The 22,049-nt window shown below is 75.5% G+C and carries 14 protein-coding genes; 7 read left to right on the top strand and 7 right to left on the bottom strand.

The genetic code is table 11. The annotated features are described in order from the left end of the window. Positions 1-110: 110 nt before the first annotated feature. The 4 genes from OG550_RS26100 to OG550_RS26085 all read left to right on the top strand — a co-directional run bounded on the left by OG550_RS26100 (position 111) and on the right by OG550_RS26085 (position 7,318). Positions 111-2,606: a SpoIIE family protein phosphatase gene (locus tag OG550_RS26100; protein ID WP_327681475.1), complete on the top strand. Its 2,496-nt coding sequence runs from the start codon at positions 111-113 to the stop codon at positions 2,604-2,606. Between the two features lie 1,138 nt (positions 2,607-3,744). Further along, positions 3,745-3,981: a chaplin gene (locus tag OG550_RS26095; RefSeq protein WP_327681473.1), complete on the top strand. Its 237-nt coding sequence runs from the start codon at positions 3,745-3,747 to the stop codon at positions 3,979-3,981. Between the two features lie 110 nt (positions 3,982-4,091). Next, positions 4,092-5,900, top strand: coding sequence for a flavin monoamine oxidase family protein (locus OG550_RS26090; RefSeq protein WP_327681471.1), 1,809 nt, complete (start codon positions 4,092-4,094; stop codon positions 5,898-5,900). After that, a complete protein-coding gene (locus OG550_RS26085) occupies positions 5,897-7,318 on the top strand; it encodes a glutamate-cysteine ligase family protein (protein WP_327681469.1) in 1,422 nt (473 codons plus the stop codon). The genes OG550_RS26090 and OG550_RS26085 overlap by 4 nt, the downstream gene beginning before the upstream one ends. A 212-nt stretch (positions 7,319-7,530) precedes the next feature. On the opposite strand, the gene OG550_RS26080 is transcribed toward OG550_RS26085, so the two are convergent. From OG550_RS26080 to OG550_RS26070, 3 genes are all read right to left on the bottom strand, one after another. Next, entirely contained in the window at positions 7,531-8,898 is a 1,368-nt protein-coding gene (locus OG550_RS26080) for a glycoside hydrolase family 18 protein (protein WP_327681466.1), read from the bottom strand. A 336-nt stretch (positions 8,899-9,234) separates the two neighbouring features. Next, complete coding sequence (locus OG550_RS26075; RefSeq protein ID WP_327681464.1) at positions 9,235-9,501, bottom strand: metal-sensitive transcriptional regulator; 267 nt, start codon at positions 9,499-9,501, stop codon at positions 9,235-9,237. Positions 9,502-9,638: 137 nt separating this feature from the next. Beyond that, positions 9,639-11,183 (bottom strand): MBL fold metallo-hydrolase, encoded by a 1,545-nt coding sequence (locus tag OG550_RS26070; RefSeq protein WP_327681462.1) that lies wholly within the window; start codon positions 11,181-11,183, stop codon positions 9,639-9,641. A 217-nt stretch (positions 11,184-11,400) separates the two neighbouring features. On the opposite strand from OG550_RS26070, the gene OG550_RS26065 reads away from it, so the two are divergent. The 3 genes from OG550_RS26065 (at position 11,401) to OG550_RS26055 (ending at position 13,107) form a co-directional block, all read left to right on the top strand. Continuing rightward, the gene (locus OG550_RS26065) at positions 11,401-11,574 is read left to right on the top strand and encodes a hypothetical protein (RefSeq protein WP_327681460.1); all 174 of its coding nucleotides are present in this window, start codon (positions 11,401-11,403) and stop codon (positions 11,572-11,574) included. Continuing rightward, positions 11,571-12,407, top strand: a complete 837-nt coding sequence (locus OG550_RS26060) for a sulfite exporter TauE/SafE family protein (RefSeq protein WP_327681459.1) — start codon at positions 11,571-11,573, stop codon at positions 12,405-12,407. The genes OG550_RS26065 and OG550_RS26060 overlap by 4 nt, the downstream gene beginning before the upstream one ends. A 121-nt stretch (positions 12,408-12,528) precedes the next feature. After that, the gene (locus OG550_RS26055) at positions 12,529-13,107 is read left to right on the top strand and encodes a rhodanese-like domain-containing protein (protein ID WP_327681457.1); all 579 of its coding nucleotides are present in this window, start codon (positions 12,529-12,531) and stop codon (positions 13,105-13,107) included. Positions 13,108-13,288: 181 nt separating this feature from the next. On the opposite strand, the gene OG550_RS26050 is transcribed toward OG550_RS26055, so the two are convergent. The 4 genes from OG550_RS26050 to OG550_RS26035 all read right to left on the bottom strand — a co-directional run bounded on the left by OG550_RS26050 (position 13,289) and on the right by OG550_RS26035 (position 22,036). Then, positions 13,289-14,299 (bottom strand): M12 family metallopeptidase, encoded by a 1,011-nt coding sequence (locus tag OG550_RS26050; protein ID WP_327681455.1) that lies wholly within the window; start codon positions 14,297-14,299, stop codon positions 13,289-13,291. A 330-nt stretch (positions 14,300-14,629) separates the two neighbouring features. After that, positions 14,630-15,553: an ABC transporter ATP-binding protein gene (locus OG550_RS26045; protein ID WP_327681453.1), complete on the bottom strand. Its 924-nt coding sequence runs from the start codon at positions 15,551-15,553 to the stop codon at positions 14,630-14,632. A gap of 65 nt (positions 15,554-15,618) precedes the next feature. Beyond that, positions 15,619-18,468, bottom strand: coding sequence for a hypothetical protein (locus OG550_RS26040; protein WP_327681452.1), 2,850 nt, complete (start codon positions 18,466-18,468; stop codon positions 15,619-15,621). Positions 18,469-18,673: 205 nt separating this feature from the next. Continuing rightward, on the bottom strand, positions 18,674-22,036 hold the full coding sequence (locus OG550_RS26035; RefSeq protein ID WP_327681450.1) for an FtsX-like permease family protein: 3,363 nt from the start codon (positions 22,034-22,036) through the stop codon (positions 18,674-18,676). Positions 22,037-22,049: the final 13 nt, after the last annotated feature.

The raw sequence follows: 22,049 nt of genomic DNA, 5'->3' as shown, positions 1-22,049 counted from the left end.
CGGCCCTGCCACCCCGCCCGCGGAACTGGCGGCCCCGGCCCGCCGGGGGATGATGGAGAGGTCCCAGGCCGCGCCCGGAGAGGTGCCGGCGGAGGAGAGGAGCGGACCGGATGAGCGCGGCGGACGCCCTGCACCGTGGCCGATCGCCCTTCCTCGGCAACGCGGCCGGAGCACTGCTCGACGCGAACGGCCTGATCGTCGGCTGGACCCTGGAGGCCGAACGGCTGCTCGCCCTCGGTGCCGCCCAGGTCCGCGGCCGACCCGCCCGGGACCTCCTCGCCGACCCGGCGGGATGGCCCTCACTCGCCACCCTCACCGACCAGCAGCGGGCCGACGGCTGGTCCGGCGAGGCGGAGCTCCGCTCCGGACGCGGCGAGGCGCTGGCGATCGCCTACCAGGTGCTGCCGCTCGGCGTCCCGTCCGCGGACCCGCCGACCGGCCCCCCGACCGGTCCCCCCGAAGGCCCCACCGGGCCCGGCGCCCCCGCCCGGTACTTCGTGCTCGCCGCCCCCGCCTCGCAGGTCGCCCGCTCGCGCCAGGACCAGGCGTTCACCCGCGAACTCTTCCTCCAGGACCGCGTCGGCCTCGCCGTCTTCGACGACCGCCTGCGGCTGATCCGCACCAACACCCACCTGCTCCCGTACAGCGGCCTCCCCCCGGACCTCCGCGGCCGCCGCCTCGGCGACTTCCTCCAGCCCCAGGACGCCGAGGCCGTCGAACGCGGACTGCACGAGGTCCTGCGCACCGGCCGGCCGCTGGTCGGCGCGGAGGAACTGGTCCGCACCATCGAGGACCCGGCCGGCGGCGCCGTGATGGCGATCTCCGCGTTCCGCCTCCAGGCCGCGGACGGCCAGGTCATCGGCGTCACCGCACTGTTCACCGACGTCACCGAACTGCACCGGTCCGGCGAACGGCTCGCACTGCTCCACCGGGCCACCGCCGCCGTCGGCGGATCGCTGTCGGTGACCGACACCGCCGAGCAGCTGGCCGCCGTCCTCACCCCAGGCCTCGCCGACCTGGTCGTCGTCGACGTCGCCGAGGCCGTGTTCGCCGGCGAGGAACCGGCCCCCGGCCGGGACGGCCGCCTACCGCTGCGCCGCACCGCCGTGGCCGTCGCACCGGGACCGAACGGACCGGTGCCCCCGCCCACCGGCGTCACCGTCCAGGCCGACCCCGACGACCCGCCGGGGCCTGACGCCTCGGGGCCCGCCGGGTCCGTGGAGCCCGCGGAGCCCGCGGAGCCCGCCGGGCCCGAGGACGCCGGGCCCCCGGAGATGACCGCGCCGATGCGCGCCGGCGGCAGCCTGCTCGGCCGGGTGACCGTCCGCCGCGCCGCGCACCGGCCGCGCTACCTCCCGGCCGACCGGGAACTGCTCCGCGAGATCGCCGACCGCGCCGCCCTCGCCCTCGACAACGCCCGCCGCTACACCCGCGAGCACCGCGCCGCCGTCGGCCTCCAGCGCAGCCTGCTGCCGCCCTCCCAGGCCGAGACCGCCGCCGTCTCCACCGCGAGCGTCTACCTGCCGACCGACACCGCCAGCGGCATCGGCGGCGACTGGTTCGACGTGATCCCGCTCTCCTCCGCCCGCGTCGCCCTGGTCGCCGGGGACGTCGTCGGCCACGGCCTCGCCGCCAGCGCCACCATGGGACGGCTCCGCACCGCCGTCCGGACACTCGCCGACCTGGACCTCGAACCGGACGAACTGCTGGTCCACCTGGACGACCTGGTCGCCCAGCTGATGGTCGAGGCCGAACTGCCGGACGAGGAGGGGGACCCGGACGACCACCAGCAGGCCGTCCCCTTCGGCGCCACCTGCGTGTACGCGGTGTACGACCCGGTGTCGCGGCGCTGCGCCATGTCCTCCGCCGGACACCCGCCGCCGGCCGTCGTCGCCCCGGACGGCACCGTCACCTACGTGCCCGTCCGGCCGGGACCGCCGCTCGGCGTGACCGGACTGCCGTTCGAGATGACCGAGGTCGAACTGGCACCGGGCAGCCTGCTCGCGCTCTACACCGACGGCCTGATCCAGGGGTACGGCGACGACCTCGACCAGGGCATGGCCGAACTGGGCCGCCGCCTGACCGCCGCCGCCACGGGCCCGGCGACCGCCGCCGGTGGCGCCCCCGGCACCGCGGCGCTGCGCGACCTCGGACGCGAGGTCGTCGCCGGACTGCCGGCCCACCGGCTCACCGACGACGTCACCCTGCTGCTCGCCCGCACCCGTGCGGTACCGCCCGAGGCCACCGCCGGCTGGACCCTGGAGGCCGACCCGGCCGGCGTCGCCCGGGTCCGGGAGTCCGCCACCGAACAGCTCCGTGCCTGGGGGCTGGAGGAGCTGGTGTTCACCACCGAACTGGTGCTGAGCGAACTGGTCACCAACGCGATCCGCTACGCCGGCGGCCCGGTCGGCGTCCGACTGATCCGCGCCGAACGCCTCACCTGCGAAGTCTCCGACCCGAGCGCCACCCAGCCCCGGATGCGCCGCGCCCGCCTCACCGACGAGGGCGGCCGCGGCCTCTACCTGGTCGCCCAGCTCACCACCCGCTGGGGCAGCCGCTACACCCGCCAGGGCAAGACCATCTGGGCCGAACAGGACCTCCCCTGAGCCCCGCAGCCCCTCTGTTCTCACCGCCCATCGCCTGCGCGCCTTCACAAAAATATGTCGACCGGTCTACCGAATCTCGCTGAATATACCGACCGGTCTACAGATTTCTGCTCGCCCGCTCCACCCCGCCCACCCCCAGTGGAGCAGAAAGTCGGACCCGCCGACTTTCTGCTCCACCCGCAGGGCACCCAGCCCCGCGAATCCGGCAGCGATACGCCCGTACACAGAAAGTCGGACCGGCCGACTTCCTACTCCACCCCCACAACCCCCATCGGCCCACACCTGTACACGAGCACCCACCATCGGGGCCCCCACAAGAAGGCACCCCTGCACAGAAAGTCGAACCGGCCGACTTCCTACTCCACCTCCACAACCCCCATCAGCCCCCACCCCACACAGGCACCCACCCTCGTGAGCCCGTCAACAAGGCACCCCTGCACAGAAAGTCGAACCGGCCGACTTTTGAATCCGGGCCGGTGCGGCGCTGGCTACAAATATCTCGATCGGTCTACATATTTCTTCCTCGGATTCGACGGACCGGAGCAGAAGTCGATCAGCGATCAACGATCACGGGCAGCGGTCGAGGGCGGAGTGGCGGGTGCAGGCGGCATGTCGGCTCCACCGGCAGTCGTGCCGGATCATCCGGGTCGCTCAGCCCTCACGCCTCGGCAGTCCCACGCCTCCGGCCGACAGGGGAACAGCGGGCCAGACTCACGCCGGGCTGCCGGGCTGCCGGGCGGCCGGGCGGCCGGGCTGCGCACGATCCGACTCTGTTCGTCGGCAACCGGAGTCGTTCACCAGGGCTCACACGAGGCCTTTGCAAAGCAGAAGCCTTCGACGGGCCGAATGTCAGGCCAAGACCCTGCCGACAACACCGCAGGGCACGAAGCGTCGACCCCGCAATTGCGGGGGTGGCTCCTGGTGCGTCACGAGGAACTCGTCGGCCCCGGCACCGGCCTCGGCGTCGGCGGGAATCGCCTGGGGATGCGCACCGCTCGGCACCCGGGTTGGGGGGGAAGTGCGGGGAGCCGGCCGGGCGGTGCGGACACGCCCCCGATCCGACCAATGCGGGCGGGTTGCCGCCCTCCACCGGTGTGATTGGTGCTCTGATCTGCCAACTCACCCGTCAAGGAGAGACATGCGTACTCGCACCACCCTCGCCGCCTGCGCCCTCGCCGCCGCCGCGGTCCTCGCCGGCGGTGGCACCGCCGCCGCCGACTCGGTCGCGGAGGGCGTGGCGGTCGGATCCCCCGGTGTCCTCTCCGGCAACCAGATCCAGATCCCGGTCCACATCCCGATCAACATCTGCGGCAACTCGATCAACCTGATCGGCGCCCTGAACCCGGCCTTCGGCAACACCTGCGTCAACGCCTGATCCGGCCCCACCAGCGCGGGCCCACCCCCTCCAGGGCGGGCCCGCGCCCGTATGCCGGGCGGCGGTCCGGATGGGTGCGCCCGAGTGGCTCGTACACGATGTACCGCCCCATGCTGGGACGACAACCCAGCGAGGTGCCGATGTTCGACGAGAGCTTCGCCTTCCCCAGGAGCCTGCTGACCCCGACGACCGGCGCCACCGGCCGCGGCGCGGTGATCGGAGCCGGCATCGCCGGCCTGGTCGCCGGCTACGAGCTCCAGCGCCGGGGCTTCGACGTCGTCCTGTACGAGCGGCTGGACCGCCCGGGAGGCCGGGTCCGGACCCACCGCTTCTGGGACGGCACGTACGCGGACCTGGGAGCCATGCGGGTCCCAGCGAACCACCACTGCATCCTGCACTACATCTCCGCGTTCGGGCTGCGGACCAGGCCCTTCGTGAACTTCAACCCCGCCGCCTACTACCACCTGCGCGGCCGGCGCGTCCGGATCCGGGAGGGGCGGTCGCTGAGCTCCGTGTACGCGCTGCGCGCCGAGGAGCACGGCGCGCCGCTCGACGTCCTGGACCGGCTGCTGCGGACGGTGTGGAGGTCGCTGAGCGCGGACCAGCAGCGGCGCCTGCTGTCCGGCCGGTGGGACGACCCGGCGCTCGACCGGCTGACCACCGTGTCCCTCTGGCAGTACGTCCACGAGCGCCTCTCCCCGGACGCCTGGCACCTCCTCGGCCACGCCAGCGGTCTGGCGCACTACGAGCAGTCGTGCCTGCTGGAGGTCCTCGTCGACTACTTCGGCCTCTTCCACCTCGGCCAGGTGGAGCTGGTCGACGGGATGGACACCCTGGTGCGGGCCTTCGTCCGGGCGCTGCGGCCGGGGACGCTCCAGCTGTCCACCCGGATCGACGAGATCGCACTGACCACCCGGGGCGGCGTGCGGGTGCAGGGGACCCGGCTGGGCAGCGCGGTCTCGGACCTGTTCGACTTCGTGGTCTGCTGCGTCCCGGTACCGGCCCTGGACCGGATCGGCTTCCGCCCCGCCCTGCCGCACCACCAGCAGCACGCGATCCGCGGCATCAGCTACGCCAGCAGCACCAAGGTCCTGGTGCACACCCGACGGCGCCGCTGGGAGCTGGCGGACGGGATCTTCGGCGGCGGCAGCTTCACGGACATGCCGATCCAGCAGTGCTGGTACCCGTCGGACAACGCCCGCGCCGTCGCGGACGGGAGCGTCGACGGGGGGACCGCCGGGGGCAACGGCAACGGCAGCGGCGGCGGCAGCGGCTCCGGCTCGAACGGCCGCCGGTACGACGCCGGACCGGACGGCATCGGGCACGGCCTCGGCATCGAGCACAGCACCGGGCTCGGCACCGGGCTCGGCACCGGCAACGGATCCGTTGGCCCGAACGGCAGGCGACCCGCCGGCAACGGCTCGAACGGCAACGGCCCGGCCGGCAGCGGCTCGAACGGCAACGGCTCCCACGCGGGGCCGCACCTGGTCGCCCTCGACCCCGGCCGTTCGCACGATGCCGCGGTCCTCACCGGCGCCTACCTCTGGGGCGCCAGTGCCCGGCGGTTCGCGACGCTCCCGCAGGCCGAACGCGACCTGCTGGTGCTCACGTGCCTTGAGCAGCTGCACCCCCTCATCCGCGACGACGTCGACGACGTCGTGCACTGGAACTGGGACGACCAGATCGGCCTGGGCGGCGGCGCGTTCGCCCACCTCGCGCCCGGCGAGCACACCCGCTACCTGGGCGGCCTGGGCACCCCGCACCCGGTCGACGACCCGCGGATCTACTTCGCCGGCGAGCACCTCTCCGCCGCGCACGCATGGATGCAGGGCGCCGCGCAGTCGGCACTCGACGCGGTGCTCCAGGTACTCGACCGGGCGAGACGGTCCGGCACCGCCACCACGGGGAGCCGACCGTGAACGGCACGAACGGGAACGGCACGAACGGGAACGCCACGGCCGGGAACGGCACGGCCGGGAACGGCAGCGGCCCGGCGGGCCGGCTGCGGCGTGAGGACCTCCGGTCCCTCTTCGCCCCGCCCGCCGCCGGGGCCGAACTGGTCGGCCTGGAGGTCGAGAACGGCGTGGTCGACCCCGAGACCGGCCGCGCCGCCCGCTACGGGGGCCCGGGCGGGATCGAGGAGGTCCTGAGGACGGTGCTGGAGGAGTGGGGCGGCGAGCGCCTGGCGGACGCCGGGCGGCTGACCGGGGTCGCCCTGCCGGACGGCGCCCGCGTCACGCTGGAGCACGGCGGGCAGCTGGAGTACTCCTCCGTCCCGCTCCCCGGGCTCGCCGCGGCCGTCGACGGCACGCGGGAGGTGCTGGAGCGGCTGGCCGAGCTGGTCGGACGGTTCGGGCTGGCCCTGCTGCCCGGCGCGCAGCTGCCGTTCGACCGGGTCGACGCGATGGAGTGGGTGCCGATGGTGCGCGGCGCCGTCATGCGGGACTACTTCCGACGGCTCGGTGCGGCGGGGAGCGGGGCGACGCGCGTCATGGCGCTCTCGCTGTCCGCCCAGGTGCACCTGGACTACCTCTCGGAGCGGGACTTCACCGAGAAGCTGCGGATGCAGATGGCGGCCTCCTCGACGGTCACCGCCCTGTTCGTCAACTCGCCGCTGGACAACGGACGTTCGAACGGCCTGCTGTCGCACCGGTCGCGGGACTGGCTGCGGATGGACCCGGACCGCTGCGGCATCATGCCGCCGGCCCTGCGGGACGGCGTCGACGCCGACGCCGTCATCGACTGGGCCCTCGGCCTCCCGATGATCTACCACCGGGGCCCGGACGGGGGCTACCGCCCCGCCCCCGCACGGCCGTTCGGCACGATCCTGCGCGAGGGCTTCGACGACGGCGGCTTCCCGCAGTACGGGGACTGGGTCTCCCACATGTCGCAGACCTGGACGGCGGTCCGGGCGCGCCGGACCCTGGAGCTGCGGGCCGGGGACGGCCCGCCGTACCGGCACTTCGCGGCCGTACCGGCCCTGTGGGTGGGGCTCAGCTACCACCCGCCGTCGCGGGCGGCGGCGTGGGAGCTGCTGCGGTCCTACAGTGCGGCCGACCACCGGGCGGCGATGGCCGCGCTGCCGTCCGAGGGCCTGCGCACGCTGCTCGGCGGCGACCGTGTGCACGACCTCGCGGCGGAGCTGGTCCGGCTCGCCCGGGCCGGTCTGAGCGCCCGGGTCGGGGACGGTCTGGAACCCCCGAAGGTGCTGGACTACCTCGACCCGCTCGACGAGCTGCTGCACACCCGGAAGACCTTCGCCGAACAGTGCGCGGACCGCTGGGCGACCGACCTCCGGCACGAACCGCGCCGCTACGTCGCGGAGTTCCGCGTCTGACCCGTCCCGCCGGGGCCGGACGGGAAGGGGCGGAAGGGGCGGAAGCGGCGCCCCGGCACGCCCCCCCCCCCGGTGCCCCGGCCCGAACCACGCAGCCTCGCCCGCGCCGGACAGCTGGAACGCCGGAACGCCAAGACCCCGGACAGCCGGACAGCCGGAACGCCGGAGGGCCGGTCCCGACCGGGACCGGCCCTCCGGCGCGCGCGGTCGCGTCAGTGCCGGCGGCTCAGGCCCTGGTCGATCGCCGTGATCAGCTCACCGTCCGGGGTGTCCCCGTCGAGCGACCAGATCATGGCGCCGCCGAGGCCCTCGTTGCGGACGTAGGCGGCCTTGGTGCGCAGCACGGTCGCGTCGTCGTACGTCCAGAGGGTGTTGCCGTCGAAGATCCAGGCGTGGCCGTTCTTCTGGCCCCGGTAGAGCTTGTAGGTGCCCGACTCGGCGAGCTTCTTCAGCGCCTTGTAGTCCTCGGTGCCGGCCGTCCAGGTCGCCGGGGCGGGGCCGGCGGCGGGCTGCCCGAGACCGTCGCCGCCGCCCGTGACACCGGTCCAGCCCTGGCCGTAGAACGGGAGGCCGGTCACCAGCTTGCGCGCGGGGGCGCCGCGCCGGAGCCAGGCTTCGACGGTCTGGTCGACGCTGAAGTCCTTCTTGGCGTAGAGGGCGGACTGCTGGGCGGTGGTCTTCTCGCCGGAGACGTGGAAGTCGTAGCCCTGGAGGTTCACGAAGTCGAAGTCCCGGATGATCTTCGAGACCTCGAAGCCCGCGTCGATCTTGGCGGGGGCGGTGGGCACGTACGCGCTCAGCTCGTAGTGCTTGCGCTTGGGCAGCGACTTGCCGTACGCGTCGATCTGGGTGCGGAACTCGTGGACGAGGGCGGTGAAGTTCTTCTTGTCCTCGGGGCGGATGCCGTTGCCGGGGGCGCCCTCGGAGCCGGGCCACTCCCAGTCGAGGTCGATGCCGTCGAAGAGCCCGGCCGCCGCCCCCGCGCCGCCGCGGGCGCCGTCGGCCGGCAGGTTGCCCTTGAGGTAGAGGTCGATGCAGGAGGAGACCAGGGCCTTGCGCCCGGCGGCGGTGCGCACCGCGTCCGAGAAGTAGGCCGATCCGCTCCAACCGCCCAGCGAGATCATCAGCTTGAGGTCCGGGTGCGCGGCCTTGAGCTTGCGCAGCTGGTTGAAGTTGCCGGCCAGCGCCTGGCCGTCGGCGTCAGCCGCGCCGTCGACCGACTCGGCCGCGCCGACCGGGCGGACGTAGTCGGCCCAGCCGTCGGAGCCGGGGCCGCCGATCTGGCAGGTGCCGGCCGAACCGACGTTGCCGAAGGCGTAGTTGATGTGGGTGAGCTTGCCGGCGGTGCCGCTCGTCTCCAGGTCCTTGACGTGGAAGTTGCGGGCGTAGATGCCCCACTGGATGAAGTAGCCGACCCGCTTGTAGGCGGCGGATCCGTGCCGGCCGGAGTCGGCGGCGCCGTCGAGGTCGGCCGCGGCGGCGGCCGGTGCCAGCGGGGCGAGGAGGCCGAGGACGGCTGCCGCGGCGACGCCGAGGGTCAGCCGGGTGGTGGATCTGCGAGGCGTGGAACTGGGACGCATGACGAGATCACCCCTAGTGCGGTGGGGGCCGCACGGTCGTGGGAAACGGAGGACTGCGGCAGGGAGACCACCGCCCCGCACGGCGACCCGGAGGACGAACCGCCCCCGGGAGCCCGCCGGACGGGGCGCGACGACTCAACAGGGGTAGGTCTAGACCTGTCAACCGATTCAGGCAAAGGTTTTGCAAACGCCGCACCTCTGGCGGCGGATCGCCCCCGCACGACCCAAGTTCCCCGGGGTTTCGATCAACTGACGCCCAGTCCGGTACCGGCGGCACCGGCGGCGTCCGCCCCGCGGTCCGACCGGAGCGGCGGCCGGACCGTCGCGGGGCTCGCCTCAGGCCAGGGCGAGGAAGAGCTTCTCCAGCTCGGCCTCGCTCATCGGCGGCGCGTCGCCGTCCGCCGTGGCCATGCACTGGCGCATGCCGCTGGCCACGATCTTGAAACCGGCCCGGTCGAGGGCGCGGGACACCGCCGCGAGCTGGGTGACGACGTCCTTGCAGTCACGCCCGGCCTCGATCATCGCGATCACGCCGGCGAGCTGACCCTGGGCCCGGCGGAGCCGGTTCAGGACCGCGCCGACCGAATCCTCGTCGACCTGCACAACCAGCCACCTTCCAGATGAAATGTCGTGAACGAGTGTACCGGGAGGGGTATGGCCGACGGGTGTCCGCGCCGTCACCGGCCCACGGGTCCGCCCCCCGCGGCACGGCCCCGGCGACGGCGCGGACACCGGCGCGCTCAGGCCCCGGCCGGCCGGTCCGCCGAGGCAGCCGAGGCAGCCGCCGACGCCGACGTCCCGGGCTCCCCGGGCTCCCCGGGCGCCGCCTGCTCCGCCGCCCGCCACGCACCGTAGCCGCCGAGCAGGTCGAAGACGTCCCGGAAGCCGTGGTGGCGCAGCAGGCTGGCGGCGACGGAGGAGCGGTGACCGCCGGCGCAGTGCAGGACGAGCGGCCGGTCGGCGGGCAGTTCGTCGAGGCGTCGGGGCAGGTCGCTCAGCGCGATGTGCAGGGAGCCGGGGATGAACCCCTCGGCCCGCTCCGAGCAGCTTCGGACGTCGACCACGGCGGGCGTCCGCACGGCCTCCCCGGCCCCGCCGCGCGACCCGTCCCCACCGGCCGCCACGGCCGCCCCGGGTACACCGCCCGCCCCGGGCACCCCTCCCGCCCCGGCGAGCGCGGCGCGCAGCTGGTGGACGGTGAGGCGGCCGGCGGGTACGAGGTCGTCGGCCAGGGCGGCGAGCGCCGCGTCGGCGCCGGACAGGTAGCCGGAGACCCGGTCGAAGCCGATCCGGGCGAGGCGGGTGACGGTCTCCCCCTCACGGCCCGCGGGGGCGACGACGAGGAGGTCGGCGTCGGGCGCGAGGACGGTTCCGGCCTGCTCGGCGAAGCGGCCGTCGGCGGGGACGTTGATCGAGCCGCGCAGGTGGCCCGCGCCGAACTCCTGCGGGTCGCGGGCGTCGACCACGACCGCCCCGGCGGCCCGGCGGGTGCGGAACTCCTCGACGGAGAGCGGCCGTTCGGCCTGCGCCGGGTCGAAGAGCCGGTGCTCCCGGCGGTTGAGTTCGGCGTCGTAGCCGAAGTAGCCGGGCGCGGCGCCCTGGCCGGCGGTGACGATGGCGACGAACCGGTCCACGTCCATCGGGGCGCAGGCGTAGTTGGTGGCGCGCTGAACCCCGATGGTGGAGTGCCGTTCGGCGGAGAGGTTCTTGCCGCAGGCCGATCCGGCGCCGTGGGCCGGGAAGACGCGGACCTCGTCCGGGAGGGCCATGAGTTTGCGCTGGACGCTGTCGTGGAGCATCCGGCCGAGTTCGTCGGCGGTGACGCCCGTGGAGGCGAGCAGGTCGGGGCGGCCGACGTCGCCGACGAACAGCGCGTCGCCGGTCAGCACCCCGTACGGGACGGTGTCGTCGGCGTGCTCGTAGACCAGGACGCTGATCGACTCGGGGGTGTGGCCGGGGGTTTCGAGGATCTCCAGGGTGACGTCGCCCAGGCTGATCCGCTCCCCGTCGGCGAGGCCGCGGATCTCGTACTCGGTCTCGGCGCGCCGGCCGTAGCCGATCCAGGCGCCGGTGCGGGCCGCGAGTTCGAGGTGGCCGGCGAGGAAGTCGGCGTGGAAGTGGGTGTTGACGACGGCCTCGACGGTGAAGCCGTGCGCCTCGGCGTCCGCGACGTACTCGTCGACGTCGCGGCGCGGATCCACCACCACCGCACGGCCGGTGGTCTCGTCGGCGATCAGGTAGGAGGCCTGGGAGAGGCAGTCGAGGTAGTGCTGGGCGAAGTACACATCGGCTCCTGAACATACGGGTGGGGGTATCCGTCTTGCTCCCAAGCATACCCCCGTGGGTATTATTGGCCTCGTCCAGTCGGACAGCGGGGCCCGATGCGCCCCGCCGCGGACGACCGCCGCCCCCACCGTGCAGGGCCCGGCCCCAGCCGGCCACCCGCCCGCCGAGCGGTTTCCGGATCCCCCCGATCGCACCACCCCGCACCGGAGTTCACCCATGCCTTCCTCCGACGACGACCACCCCGGCACCGCCACGGCCGACACCCCCACGGCGCGCACCCCCGCCGCCGACACCCCCGCCGCCGCCAGCCCCGCCGCCGACAGCCTCACGGCGGGCACCCCGGCGAGCACCCCCGACGGGCCGGACAGCCCCGACAGGCCGGGGATATGAGCACGCTCGTCCTCGCCCTGGTCGCCGGCGCCGTGGTGGGCCTCACACTCGGCGGACTGGGCGGCGGCGGCAGCATGCTCACCGTCCCCGCCCTGATCTACCTGCTCGGCTTCACCCCCGCCCACGCCGGCACCGCCGCCCTGCTCATCGTGGCCGTCACCTCGCTCACCGGCCTGTTCGCCCACGCCAGGGCCGGCCGGGTCCGCTGGCGGACCGGGCTGCTGTTCGCCGCCGCCGGCCTGCCCGTCGCGGCGGCCGCCGGCGCGCTCTCGGCCCGTCTGCCCCCGGGCCTGCTCACGGTCGCGTTCGCAGTCCTCGCCGCGCTGGCCGCCTGGCGGATGCTCGCCCAGGCCCGCACCCCGGAGGACGGCGCCCGGCCCGCGGACACCCCCCGTACGCCCGCGGACACCGCCCGCCACCACCGCGGGCCCGGCCCCGACGACACGACCGCGACCCCGACGGCGGGCGGCGGCCCCGCGCGCTCGGCAGCCGCCGGGGCCGGGCTCGGCGCGGTCACCGGACTGCTCGGCGTCGGCGGCGGGTTCCTCGCCGTCCCCGCCCTGGTGTCCGTGCTCGCGTTCACGATGGCCGAGGCCGTCGGCACCAGCCTCCTGGTCATCAGCGCCAACTCGCTGGCCGCCCTGGTCCCGCGACTGGGCTCGACCGGTGCGCTCGACTGGGCGGTCGTCGCCCCGTTCACCGCCGCCGCCGTGCTCGGCGCCTGGGACGGCAAGCGCCTCGCGGAACGGTTCAGCGGGCGCACCCTGCGGACCGTCTTCGCCGCCGCCCTGATCGCCGTCGCGGCCCTGATGCTCGTCGACGCACTCGTCTGACGGCGACCGGCGCCCCCACCCGGCCACCACCCGACCCCCACCCGGTCACCACCCCGACCGGACCCGCCCCCACTCCCCCACTCCCCCGCACCCCCGCACCCCCGCAGGAAGGACCCACCCCATGACCACGCCCACGACCGCACCCCTGACCGTCGAGCAGCTCCTCCCCCGGCTCCAGCGGCTCACCGTCATCGACGTCCGCTCCCCCGGCGAGTACGCCGCCGGGCACATCCCCGGCGCCCACAACATCCCGCTCGACCGGCTCGACGACGCCGTCCCCGCCCTGCGCAGGGCGGCCGGACGCGGCGGACTCGCCGTCGTCTGCGCGACCGGCAACCGCTCGCGGACCGCGTGCGGGACGCTCGCCGCCGCCGGGGTCGCCGCGCGCAGCCTCACGGGCGGCACCTCCGCCTGGGCCGGGAGCGGCCACCCCCTCGACCGCGTCGCGGGCGCCCGGGCCGTCTGGGGCATGGAGCGCCAGGTCCGCCTCGCGGCCGGCTCCCTGGTCCTCCTCGGCGTCCTCGCCGACCTCGTCCTCCCCGGCGCCCGCTGGCTCGCCGCAGCGGTCGGCGCGGGACTCGCCTTCGCGGCCGTCACCGACACCTGCGCCATGGGCGCCGTCCTCGGACGGCTCCCCCACAACCGCCCCCGCCGCGGCGCGCCCGACCTCGACTCCGTCCTCGCCGCTCTCGACCGCTGACCCCCGCACCGCGCACGCACCGCCGCACACCGCCGCACACCGACCGGGGACGGCGTGGGCTCCTGCGAAGCCGCAGCGGGCCCGCGCCGCCCCCGGGCGGGAGCCGACGCCACCGCGAACGTGACACGGACGTGAACCACGGACGTGAACCACGGACGCCCACGGGACGTCAGCGCGGATGTCACCAGTGCATCAACGACGCCTCACCGGCGCCCCAGACCGAGTAGATCCGCGCCCGGAGCACGTAGCTGCGCCCCTTGAAGAGCTTGACGTCCAGGCGGCCGTTGCGGTCCTCGCCGCTGTCGTCCTCGGCCGTGACGTACCTCAGCTCGCCGTTGATCCGCTCGAACAGGGCCATCACCACGTCGGCGTCCCCGAAGGTGGCGATCGCGTACTTGCGGGTCTCGGCCGGCGTGATCTCGAAGTCGGCCTGATCACCGACCCCCGTGGGCAACAGCGCGGACACGCGCGGCTGCAGCGCGTGGGGCCGGGCCACCAGCGTCGGGTACCACCTCAGGACTTCCTCCTTGTCCGTCGCCGAGAGCGACAACGGCTCGGGGATGCCGTCCAGACGGAGCCGCTTGGGGCGGAGGATCCATCCGGGCTGGATGGGGTACTCCATGACCGAGTCCTTGTCGAAGGGCGAACCGGTGACTTCGGACGGGTCCAGCTTGCGGATGATGTTGAAGATGGTCGTGGCCCGGTCCCACTCGTTGGGGGGCTGGGCGAGGGCCTCGATGACCACCTCTTTGTCCCAGGTGATGCCGGCGTTCGGGTTCTGGTGCTCGTGCTCGAAGCCCAGGACGTGCCCGAGTTCGTGCAGCGCCGTGGAGCGGCCCGACTCGTCGGTGAGGTCCCAGCCGTAGCTGGTGGTGGGCGCCTGCCGACTGATCTGCAACACCCCCCGGCCGACGGCGGACTCGGACTTGTCCCCCTTGAAACTGATGCGGACCTCGGCCTCCGAACGGTCGGCGACCTCTCGGAAGTCCAGGCCGATACCCAGGTCCTCCCACTCCTGGATGGCACTGCGGACGGCGTCGGCCTGGCCGGGCGGGCGGTCGGGGCCGCCTTGGTCGAGGAAGCAGTAGTGCAGAACGGTGCCGTTCAGCCACTTGCTCCTCGTCTGGAGTATTGCGCCGGCCCGATCCGGGGCCAGGCCTAACCGGGGAACTCGTGGGGCGGACGGTTTCACAGAACAGAGCTGCGACGCCGGGTAGGCCGCCGCTCTCTTTCCACCAGCCATGAGGAGATCCTCCCATCTGCGAACCAGCGCACGGGTGCGACTGGTTGAGGACGGCTGGGGTGGCTGTCGGGCCTCTGGAAATCCTTCCTTCATCGTCTCGCCGTCCGGGCGGTACCACAACCCTCGACCGGCGTCCAGATAGGGCGGAGGGTCAGATGGCCGAGCCGGGAGCGGCCGTGACACCCCCTCGGCCACGCTCCGCACCCGGGCGACTACGGCGACGCCGTGTCACCACCCGGCTCCGGCGGGTGACTCCGGGGCGGCCGGACGCCGCCACCCTCACCGCTCGGCATCAGCCCCACCCGCACCCGCACCCGCACCCGCACCCGCCGGACGGTCGTGGTCGGGCCACACGGTGATGTGATCGCGCTCCAGGACCAGCCGCACCCGGTCCGCCAGCCCCAGCGACTCGGTGAACTCGCGCGGCAGCTGGAGCCGGCCGACCCGGTCCAGCACCGTGTACTCCTGCGCGGTGAGCGCGCCCTCCGCGCCGGTGGCCTCCGTGTGGCGCAGCACCTCGGTGGAGGTGCGCCCGTCGCGGATCCGCACCGTGCGGCTGACCTGGTCGGCCACCAGGGCGTCGTGCGTGACGATCAGCACGGTGGTGCCCAGCTCGCTGTTGGCGGTGCGCAGGGCCCCGAAGATCTCCTCCGAGGTGGCGGTGTCCAGCTCGCCGGTGGGCTCGTCGGCGAGCAGCAGCCGCGGCTCGTTGGCCAGCGCGATGGCGATCGCCACCCGCTGCTGCTCACCGCCGGAGAGCCCGGCCGGGGTGCGGTCGGCGGCCCGGGCGATACCCATCAGGTCGAGCAGTTCCATCGCCCGGGCGGCGCGCCGGCCGCGCGGCACGCCGACGTAGCCCATCGGCAGCTGCACGTTCTCGCGGGCCGTCAGGTAGGGCAGCAGGTTGCGCGCGGTCTGCTGCTGGATCACCCCGACGGTCCGGCGCCGGTAGGCGGTCCGCTCGCGCCGCTTGAGCGTGCCCAGGTCCGTGCCGGCCACCTCGGCGGTACCGGCGCTGGGGGCGTCCTGGCCGGCCAGGATGCCGAGCAGGGTGGACTTGCCGGAGCCGGACGCGCCGACCAGGGCCGTCATCTCGCCCTCCCGCACGGTCAGGTCGAGCCCCTGGAGGGCCTGGACCTCGACCCCGTCACGGGCGCGGGTGCCGGTGCGGAAGATCCGCACCAGGCTCTCGCACACCACCATGGGCCGGTCGGCCCCGGACGCGGATCGGTCGGTCCCGGACGCGGGCCCGCCGGTCGGCCGGACGGTCACAATGCCTCCCCCAGTCGTAGCACGGCGCCGAGTCCGCGGCGGCGGCTGATCGCCGCCTCCAGGACGGCGGCCGCCGTCATCAGCGCCACCAGTGCGACGCCGAGCGCCGCGGTGGTCGTCCAGTCGATGTGCGTGGCGGGCTCGAACGGCCCGCCGGTGACCGCCCCCAGCCGCAGGCCGGAGCCGAGCGCGACGGGCAGCAGCAGACCGAGCGCGGTGCCGCCGACCGCCGCCGCCAGCAGCAGCGGCACCAGTTGGAGCAGTTGCAGACCGAGCACCGCCCGGCTGCCGATCCCCAGGGTGCGCAGGTAGGACGTCGTACGGGCGCGTTCGGTGGCGCTGAGCAGCAGGTCCAGGGCGAACGTGCCGAGTGCGAGCAGCAGGCCGAGCACGGTGGTGACCTGGAAGGCGACCCGGGCCGTGCGCGCCAGCCCGTCCGTGCGGAGCGCTTCGAGCTCGCCGCTCCGGGACCGGAACTCGACCTGCTGCCCGAACTTCCCGGTCGGGGCGAGCTGCGCGACGGCGGCGGTACGCACCTCGGCGGGGTCCGGATCCGGTCCGCCGGCGGGCGGGTAGAGCAGGAGGGCGGAGGGGTGGTTGGCCTGGGCGGGCAGGCGCAGCGCGGACGGGCCGGTGAACACCAGCAGCGCCCCGGAGCCCGGCCCGTCACCGAGCACCGGCCCGTCGCCGAGCACCGGCCCGAGCACCGGGTCGCGCAGCGCCTCCTCGGGCAGGCCGCCGACCACGTGGACCAGGGCGCGGCCGGTGCCGAGCGCGGACAGCTCGAAGGTGCCGCCGGGGAACCGGGCGGCGAGCGCCGGGTCCGCCAGGGCGGTGAGCACGGGCACGTCGCCGGCGGCGCCGCTCCGCCCGACCGGAGCGTCGGCGCCGTCGGCGGCCAGCAGGGCGCGGGCCACCGGGGAGGACGGGTCGGCGGCGCCCAGGGCGGCGGCGTCCAGCCCGACGAACCGGGCGCCGGGGAAGGCGGTGCCGTCGTCCTGCGCGACGATCTCCCCGCGCGCGCCGGTGACGGTGACCTGCCGCCCCGCGACGGGGACCGGCGGCAGGTCGCCGGCGAGCCGGTCCGTCGGCCCGACCAGGGCCACCGACGCCCCGCCGGTGCGCCAGTCGGCGAGCTGCGCCTGGCCGTCCGCGAGGGTGCGCGGTATCAGTCCCCCGTAGACGCCGTAGCCCAGGGCCAGCACCAGGACCAGCAGGGAGAGCGCGGCCGCGCCGCTCTGCGCCCCGGCCCTGGCGAGCGCCACCAGCGGGACCAGGCCGCGCGAGCGCCGCGCCGAACGGGCCGCCCGGCGCACCAGCGGGGGCAGCAGGCGGAGCAGGACCCCGACCGTGACCAGCGCCAGGAGGACCGGCGCGGCGGCGAGTTGGGGGTCGATGCCGGTGCCCGCGTAGGCGCCGCGGGCCCGCAGCGCGACCAGCCCGCCGACGGCCGACAGCAGCACCAGGGCCTCCAGGACGATCCGGCGCGAGCGCGGCACGGGTCGGCTCCGCCCGGCCGACACCAGCAGCACGGCGGCCGGCGCGCACCAGACCAGCAGGGCGGCGACCAGGACGGGCACCGGCGAGCCGAGTTCGGCGCCCCTCGGCGCGAGCGCGCGGCCGAGCGCCCAGCCCACCGCGGCCCCGGCGCCGACCGCCACCGCGGCCTCCGCCAACAGGCGGCCCGCGATCCCGAGCAGCCCGGCGCCGCGGGAGAGTTGGAGCGCGAAGGCGCCGGCCCGGCGGCGGGTGCCGAGCCGGGCGGCGGCGACCGCGGTGGCCACCACCATGGCGAGCAGCCCGGCGAGCGCGAAGCTCTGCAGTTGCTCGATGCGCTGACGCTGGGCCGCGAAGCCGTCCAGCTCCGGGCCGAGCCGCTCGGCGACGTTGACCGAGGGCACGATCTGGCCGGCCAGCATGCAGGAGTCCCCGACGCCGAACCCGCACAGCTTCTCCGGCCCGGCGACGCGCAGCTCCCTCAGGGCGGACTGCAGTCCGGCGAGCCCGTCCGGTGTGGCGGCGGGCCCGGAGCGGTCGGTGGCCACCGGCAGCTCCCAGGCCACACCGACCGCGAGACCCTGCGCCGCGATCATCTCGATCCCGCCGGAGCTGGTCAGCATCTGGCCGTGGAGTTCCTGGCCGGCGTTGGTCGACACGGTCCACGGGGCGACCAGCATCGGGGACCGCTGCCAGAGCCGGGACGCGCCGCGGTCGGTCCGGAAGATCCCGACCAGGACCACCGGGGCGGACACGCCGCGGCTCGACACCGTGAATCGCTGATCGAGCGTCAGTTCCAGTCTGGCGCGCGTCGCTTCGGACACCGCCACCTCGATCGGGCCCGCCTCGGCGGACGGGAGGCGGAGGTCGGCCTCGGGCTGCCGGGGTTCGCGGCCCTGGAGGTACTCGACCGTCCCGCCCCGGCTGTCGGGCTGCGCGTGGACGAGGCCGAACCCCGGCTCCTTGCCGAACGGCATCGGTACCCCGGGGCCGCTCGCACGCACGCCCTGGGTGGTGACGCGGGCCTGCGGCCTGCCGAGCACGGCGGCCAGTCGCGGACCGGCCGCCGTGCGCACCCGCTCGCCGAGCCCGTCCAGCTCCCGGTCGAGCGAGCCGGCGTCCGACGGTGCGAGCCCGTCCAGGGGAACGGTGGTGGTGCTGGCGGAAACCAGTGGCGCGTACCGCTGGGCGCGCTCCACCCGGTCGGCGAGCGTATCGGCCGCCTGCCGGTCGAACTGCGGCGGCCAGGCCAGCGGGATCGCCGTGAGCAGCACGGTGAGCAGCGCGAGCACGGCCGAGACCGGCCAGGCGATCCGCGCCTCGCGCCGGATCAGGCGCAGTGTCAGCATGTGGGGCTCCCCCCGTCGAAGCGTCCGTCCTCGCGCACTCCGCCGGGCCGGTCCGCGCGCCGTCGCCGGTCGCCCGAACACCGGTCATCCGAAAGCCGGTCGCCCGTGCGCCGGTCATCCGTACGCCGGCCGCCCGAGCGGCGGTCATCCGTACGCCCGCCGCCCGGTCGCTCTCCGTCCGGGCGCCGCACGCCCGCCACCGGGCTCATCCGTCCTCCCCCGCACGCAGGGCCCGGACCAGGTCGACCCGGGCCAGCAGCCGGGTGAGCACCAGCACGGCGAGGGTCAGCAGCAGACCCCCGGCCAGTGCCGTCAGCACGGCGGCGGACCGGCCCGGGTCGACGACCAGGGCCGGGAAGACCGGGCCCGCGTAGTCGTCCAGCACGGTGAGCGCCAGCAGCAGGGCCGCGAGCAGCAGGCCCAACAGCCCTCCGAACAGCACCGGCAGCACCGTCACCGCCACCTGTTCGGCGCGCAGCAGCGCCGTCAGCTCGGCACGCCGCACCCCCAGCGCGCGGAGCAGCGCGAACTCCCGCTGACGGGAGCGGACCGAGCTCACCGCGTGCAGGGCCAGCACGGTCACCGCGAAGAGCGGTGCGGTGAGCAGGACCAGCAGCCAGGCGCAGCGCAGTCCGCCCCGGAACGGGTCGTCCGCCAGACCCGCGGCGACCCTCAGGGCGCTCTGCGGCCGGCCGAACTCGCCGCGGCCGTCGACGGCGGCCCAGGTGGCCGCCGGGTCCGTACTCGCCAGCCACCAGTGGGCGGCGACCGGCGGGGCGGCCCCGGCGAGCGTGCGGTTGGCGGCGAGCGTGCGCACGTCCAGCAGCAGGTGGCCCTGGCCGCGGCCGTAGCCGGGCAGCACGTCGACCTCCCCGGTGATCACGACCTTCTGGGTGCTCCGCCCGTCCCGCTCCCAGTTCAGCGGAACGGTGTCGCCGACCCTGGCGTTCACCGCGTCGAGCAGCGCGCGGTCGGCGATCGCGGGCAGCGCGGGCGGCGTCGGCACCAGGGAGCCCCCCGGCAGGGTGCGCAGTGCGGGCGCGCCGTCCGTCACGGGCTGCACCGCGAGGACGGCGTCCGCGCCCAGCGGGTCGAGGGGGTTCTCCGGCTCGTGGGAGCGCATCACGGTGTGCAGCAGCTCGGACCCCCCGCTCTCCCAGCTGCAGGCCTCGGCCTGTTGGGGGCTCTCCTCCGAGCGGCCGTGCTCGGTACCGGGGCAGTCGAGCGCGGACGGGGCGGCGAGGACCTTGCCGGAGCGGGCCCACCCCTGTCCCGGCGGGAGCGCGAGGTCGGTCCGCTCGCCCGCGGCGCCGACGGCCGTGATCTTCGGCAGGCGCAGGTCGAGAGTGGAGCGCAGGACCGTGGTGCCGGGGAAGTGCACCCCGAGCCGACTGAGCGTCAGCGGACCGGCCCGCCGGTCGCCGCCGGCCAGCGGGACGGGCAGGACGTGCGGGCGGCCGTCGGCCGTCAGCGGGACGGTGAGCTGCTCGGTCAGCCCGTCGGCGTCCTGGATCCAGAGCTTCAGGAGCAGGCCGGGTGCCGGGACGGGCAGGTCGGTGCCCGCCTGGACGGTCACCTCCAGCGCGGTCGGCCCGCCGGGCAGTACGAGCCCTTGGGCGGGTACGGCGGTCAGCGGGGCCAGCAGCCCCGCGACCGGGCGGTCGGCCTGGTCCGCCCGGAGGCGCGGAAGCCCCGCCGCGGAGGCCGCCGTGGTGTCGACGGCGACCGTCTGCACCACGGTGGTGCCCACGAAGGCCGTGTGCTCGGCCACCGGGGTGAGTTCCGTGACGCCCGGCAGCGCGGCCAGTACGGCGTGCCGCTGCCCGGGCTCGCCGGACACCCCGGAAAGCCGCAGGTCGGCGCCGACCGTGTAGGCGGCCCGGTCCCGGTCACTGGTCGGCAGCGCGCCCAGCACCCCCGCGGCCAGGCTGCTGCACGCCACCGCCAGCAGCGTCACCAGCACCGGCACGGACTGGCGGCCGGTGTCGCGGCTCAGCCGCCAGGCGCCCAGCGGCAGGACCAGCCCGCGGGCCCGGCCGGCCGCCCGCTCCAGCAGCCGCCCCACCACCGGCAGCACCCGCAGCAGCAGGACGGCGCCGGCCACCGCCATGGCCACCGGGGCCAGCACCAGCGTCGGGTCGACCCAGGAGTCGAACCCGGCACCGGCACCCTTCACCACCACCCCCTCGTAGTGGCGGAGCTGGTAGAAGCCGAAGGCCGCCAGGGCGAGCAGCGCCAGGTCCGCGCCGGCCCGTTGCAGGCCCAGCCGGCGCGGGCTGCGTGCCCGCAGCGCCCGCTGCGCGCCCGGGTCCGCCGCCTGCCGGGAGAGCGGCAGCAGCAGCGCCGCGCCGTGCACCAGGAGCGCGAAGATTGCGGCCCACCAGACCGTCCCGCTGTCGCCCGCGGTCAGACCGGGCACCCCGAGGGCGCGCAGCACGACGGCGAGCAGCGGCTCGGCCAGCAGCAGCCCGCCGGCCGCCGCCGGGACCGCGACGAGCGACCACTCGCCGGCCGCCGCCGCGAGCAGCCGCGCCGCGCCGGCCCCCCGGGCGTTCCGGAGCGCCTGCTCGCCGGCGACCGCGTCGGCCAGCCGGCGGGCGGTCAGGGCGAGGACCACCGCGGCGAGCAGGGCGAGCAGGGCGAGCGGGACGGCGGTCTCGGACCTGGCCGTCAGGACCGGCAGCACCTGGCCGTCGACGGCGGCGGGCAGTCCGCTGCGCACGGCGGTGTCGGCCAGGGCCGGTTCGGCGCCGCGGTAGACCGAGCGGGCGGTGTCGGAGCGGGCGAAGGCGGCCACCCGGTCGCGCAGGGCGGCGAGTTCGGCGAGGCTCGACCGCCCGGTGTCGGGCAGGGCCAGCCAGACGGCGAGCATGCGGCCGTCGAACCCGGGCAGCGCGGCCAGCCGGGCGCCGTCGACCGGTACGAGGGTCTGGCTCGCGCCCTCGGCGCCGCCGAGCCCGGTCCAGAACGCGGCGGCGTCCGGGTCCTGCCGGTAGACGCCGGTCACGGTGAGGGTGAGCGGTTCGCCGGTGCCGGGCGTGCGGATGACCGTGGTGCCGCCGGTGTCCAGGCCGAGCCGGTCGGCGGCGGTCTCGGGGAGGGCGACGCGCAGCCCGTCGCCGACGGCCGGGGCGGCCCCGGGCGCGTCCGGCCAGTCGCCGCTGCGCAGGCGGGCGAAGCGGCCGGGGTCCGGCAGCACCACCGGGAGGACGGGGAGGACGGTCTCGGTGGCCCAGCGGCGCCCGGCGGGCGGCAGTGGAACGTCGACGGTGCCGAGGCCGCGCTGTGCGGTCTCGGTGCGGAACGGGGTGCCGCCCATCGTCCGGACCAGCGCCGAGTGCACCGCGCGGTCGGCCCCGGGCAGGCCCGGCGCCGACCAGCGCGCGGTCACCTCGACCGAGCGGCCGGCGTCGGCGGCCATCCGCTGGCGCACCCCGGCGGTGGCGGCCGACTGGGCCAGCCCGGCCACCGCGGACAGCACCGCCGTCGCCACCAGGATGCTCACGGCGACGGCCGCCAGCACCAGACCGTGCCGGCTGAGCCGACGCCACACCCCCGCCAGTGCCATCCCCTGCTCCCCT

Source organism: Kitasatospora sp. NBC_00458, assembly GCF_036013975.1.
Taxonomy (GTDB): domain Bacteria; phylum Actinomycetota; class Actinomycetes; order Streptomycetales; family Streptomycetaceae; genus Kitasatospora.
The sequence above is the reverse complement of the archived record's forward strand: the minus strand, read 5'-3'. Positions and strand labels throughout refer to the sequence as shown.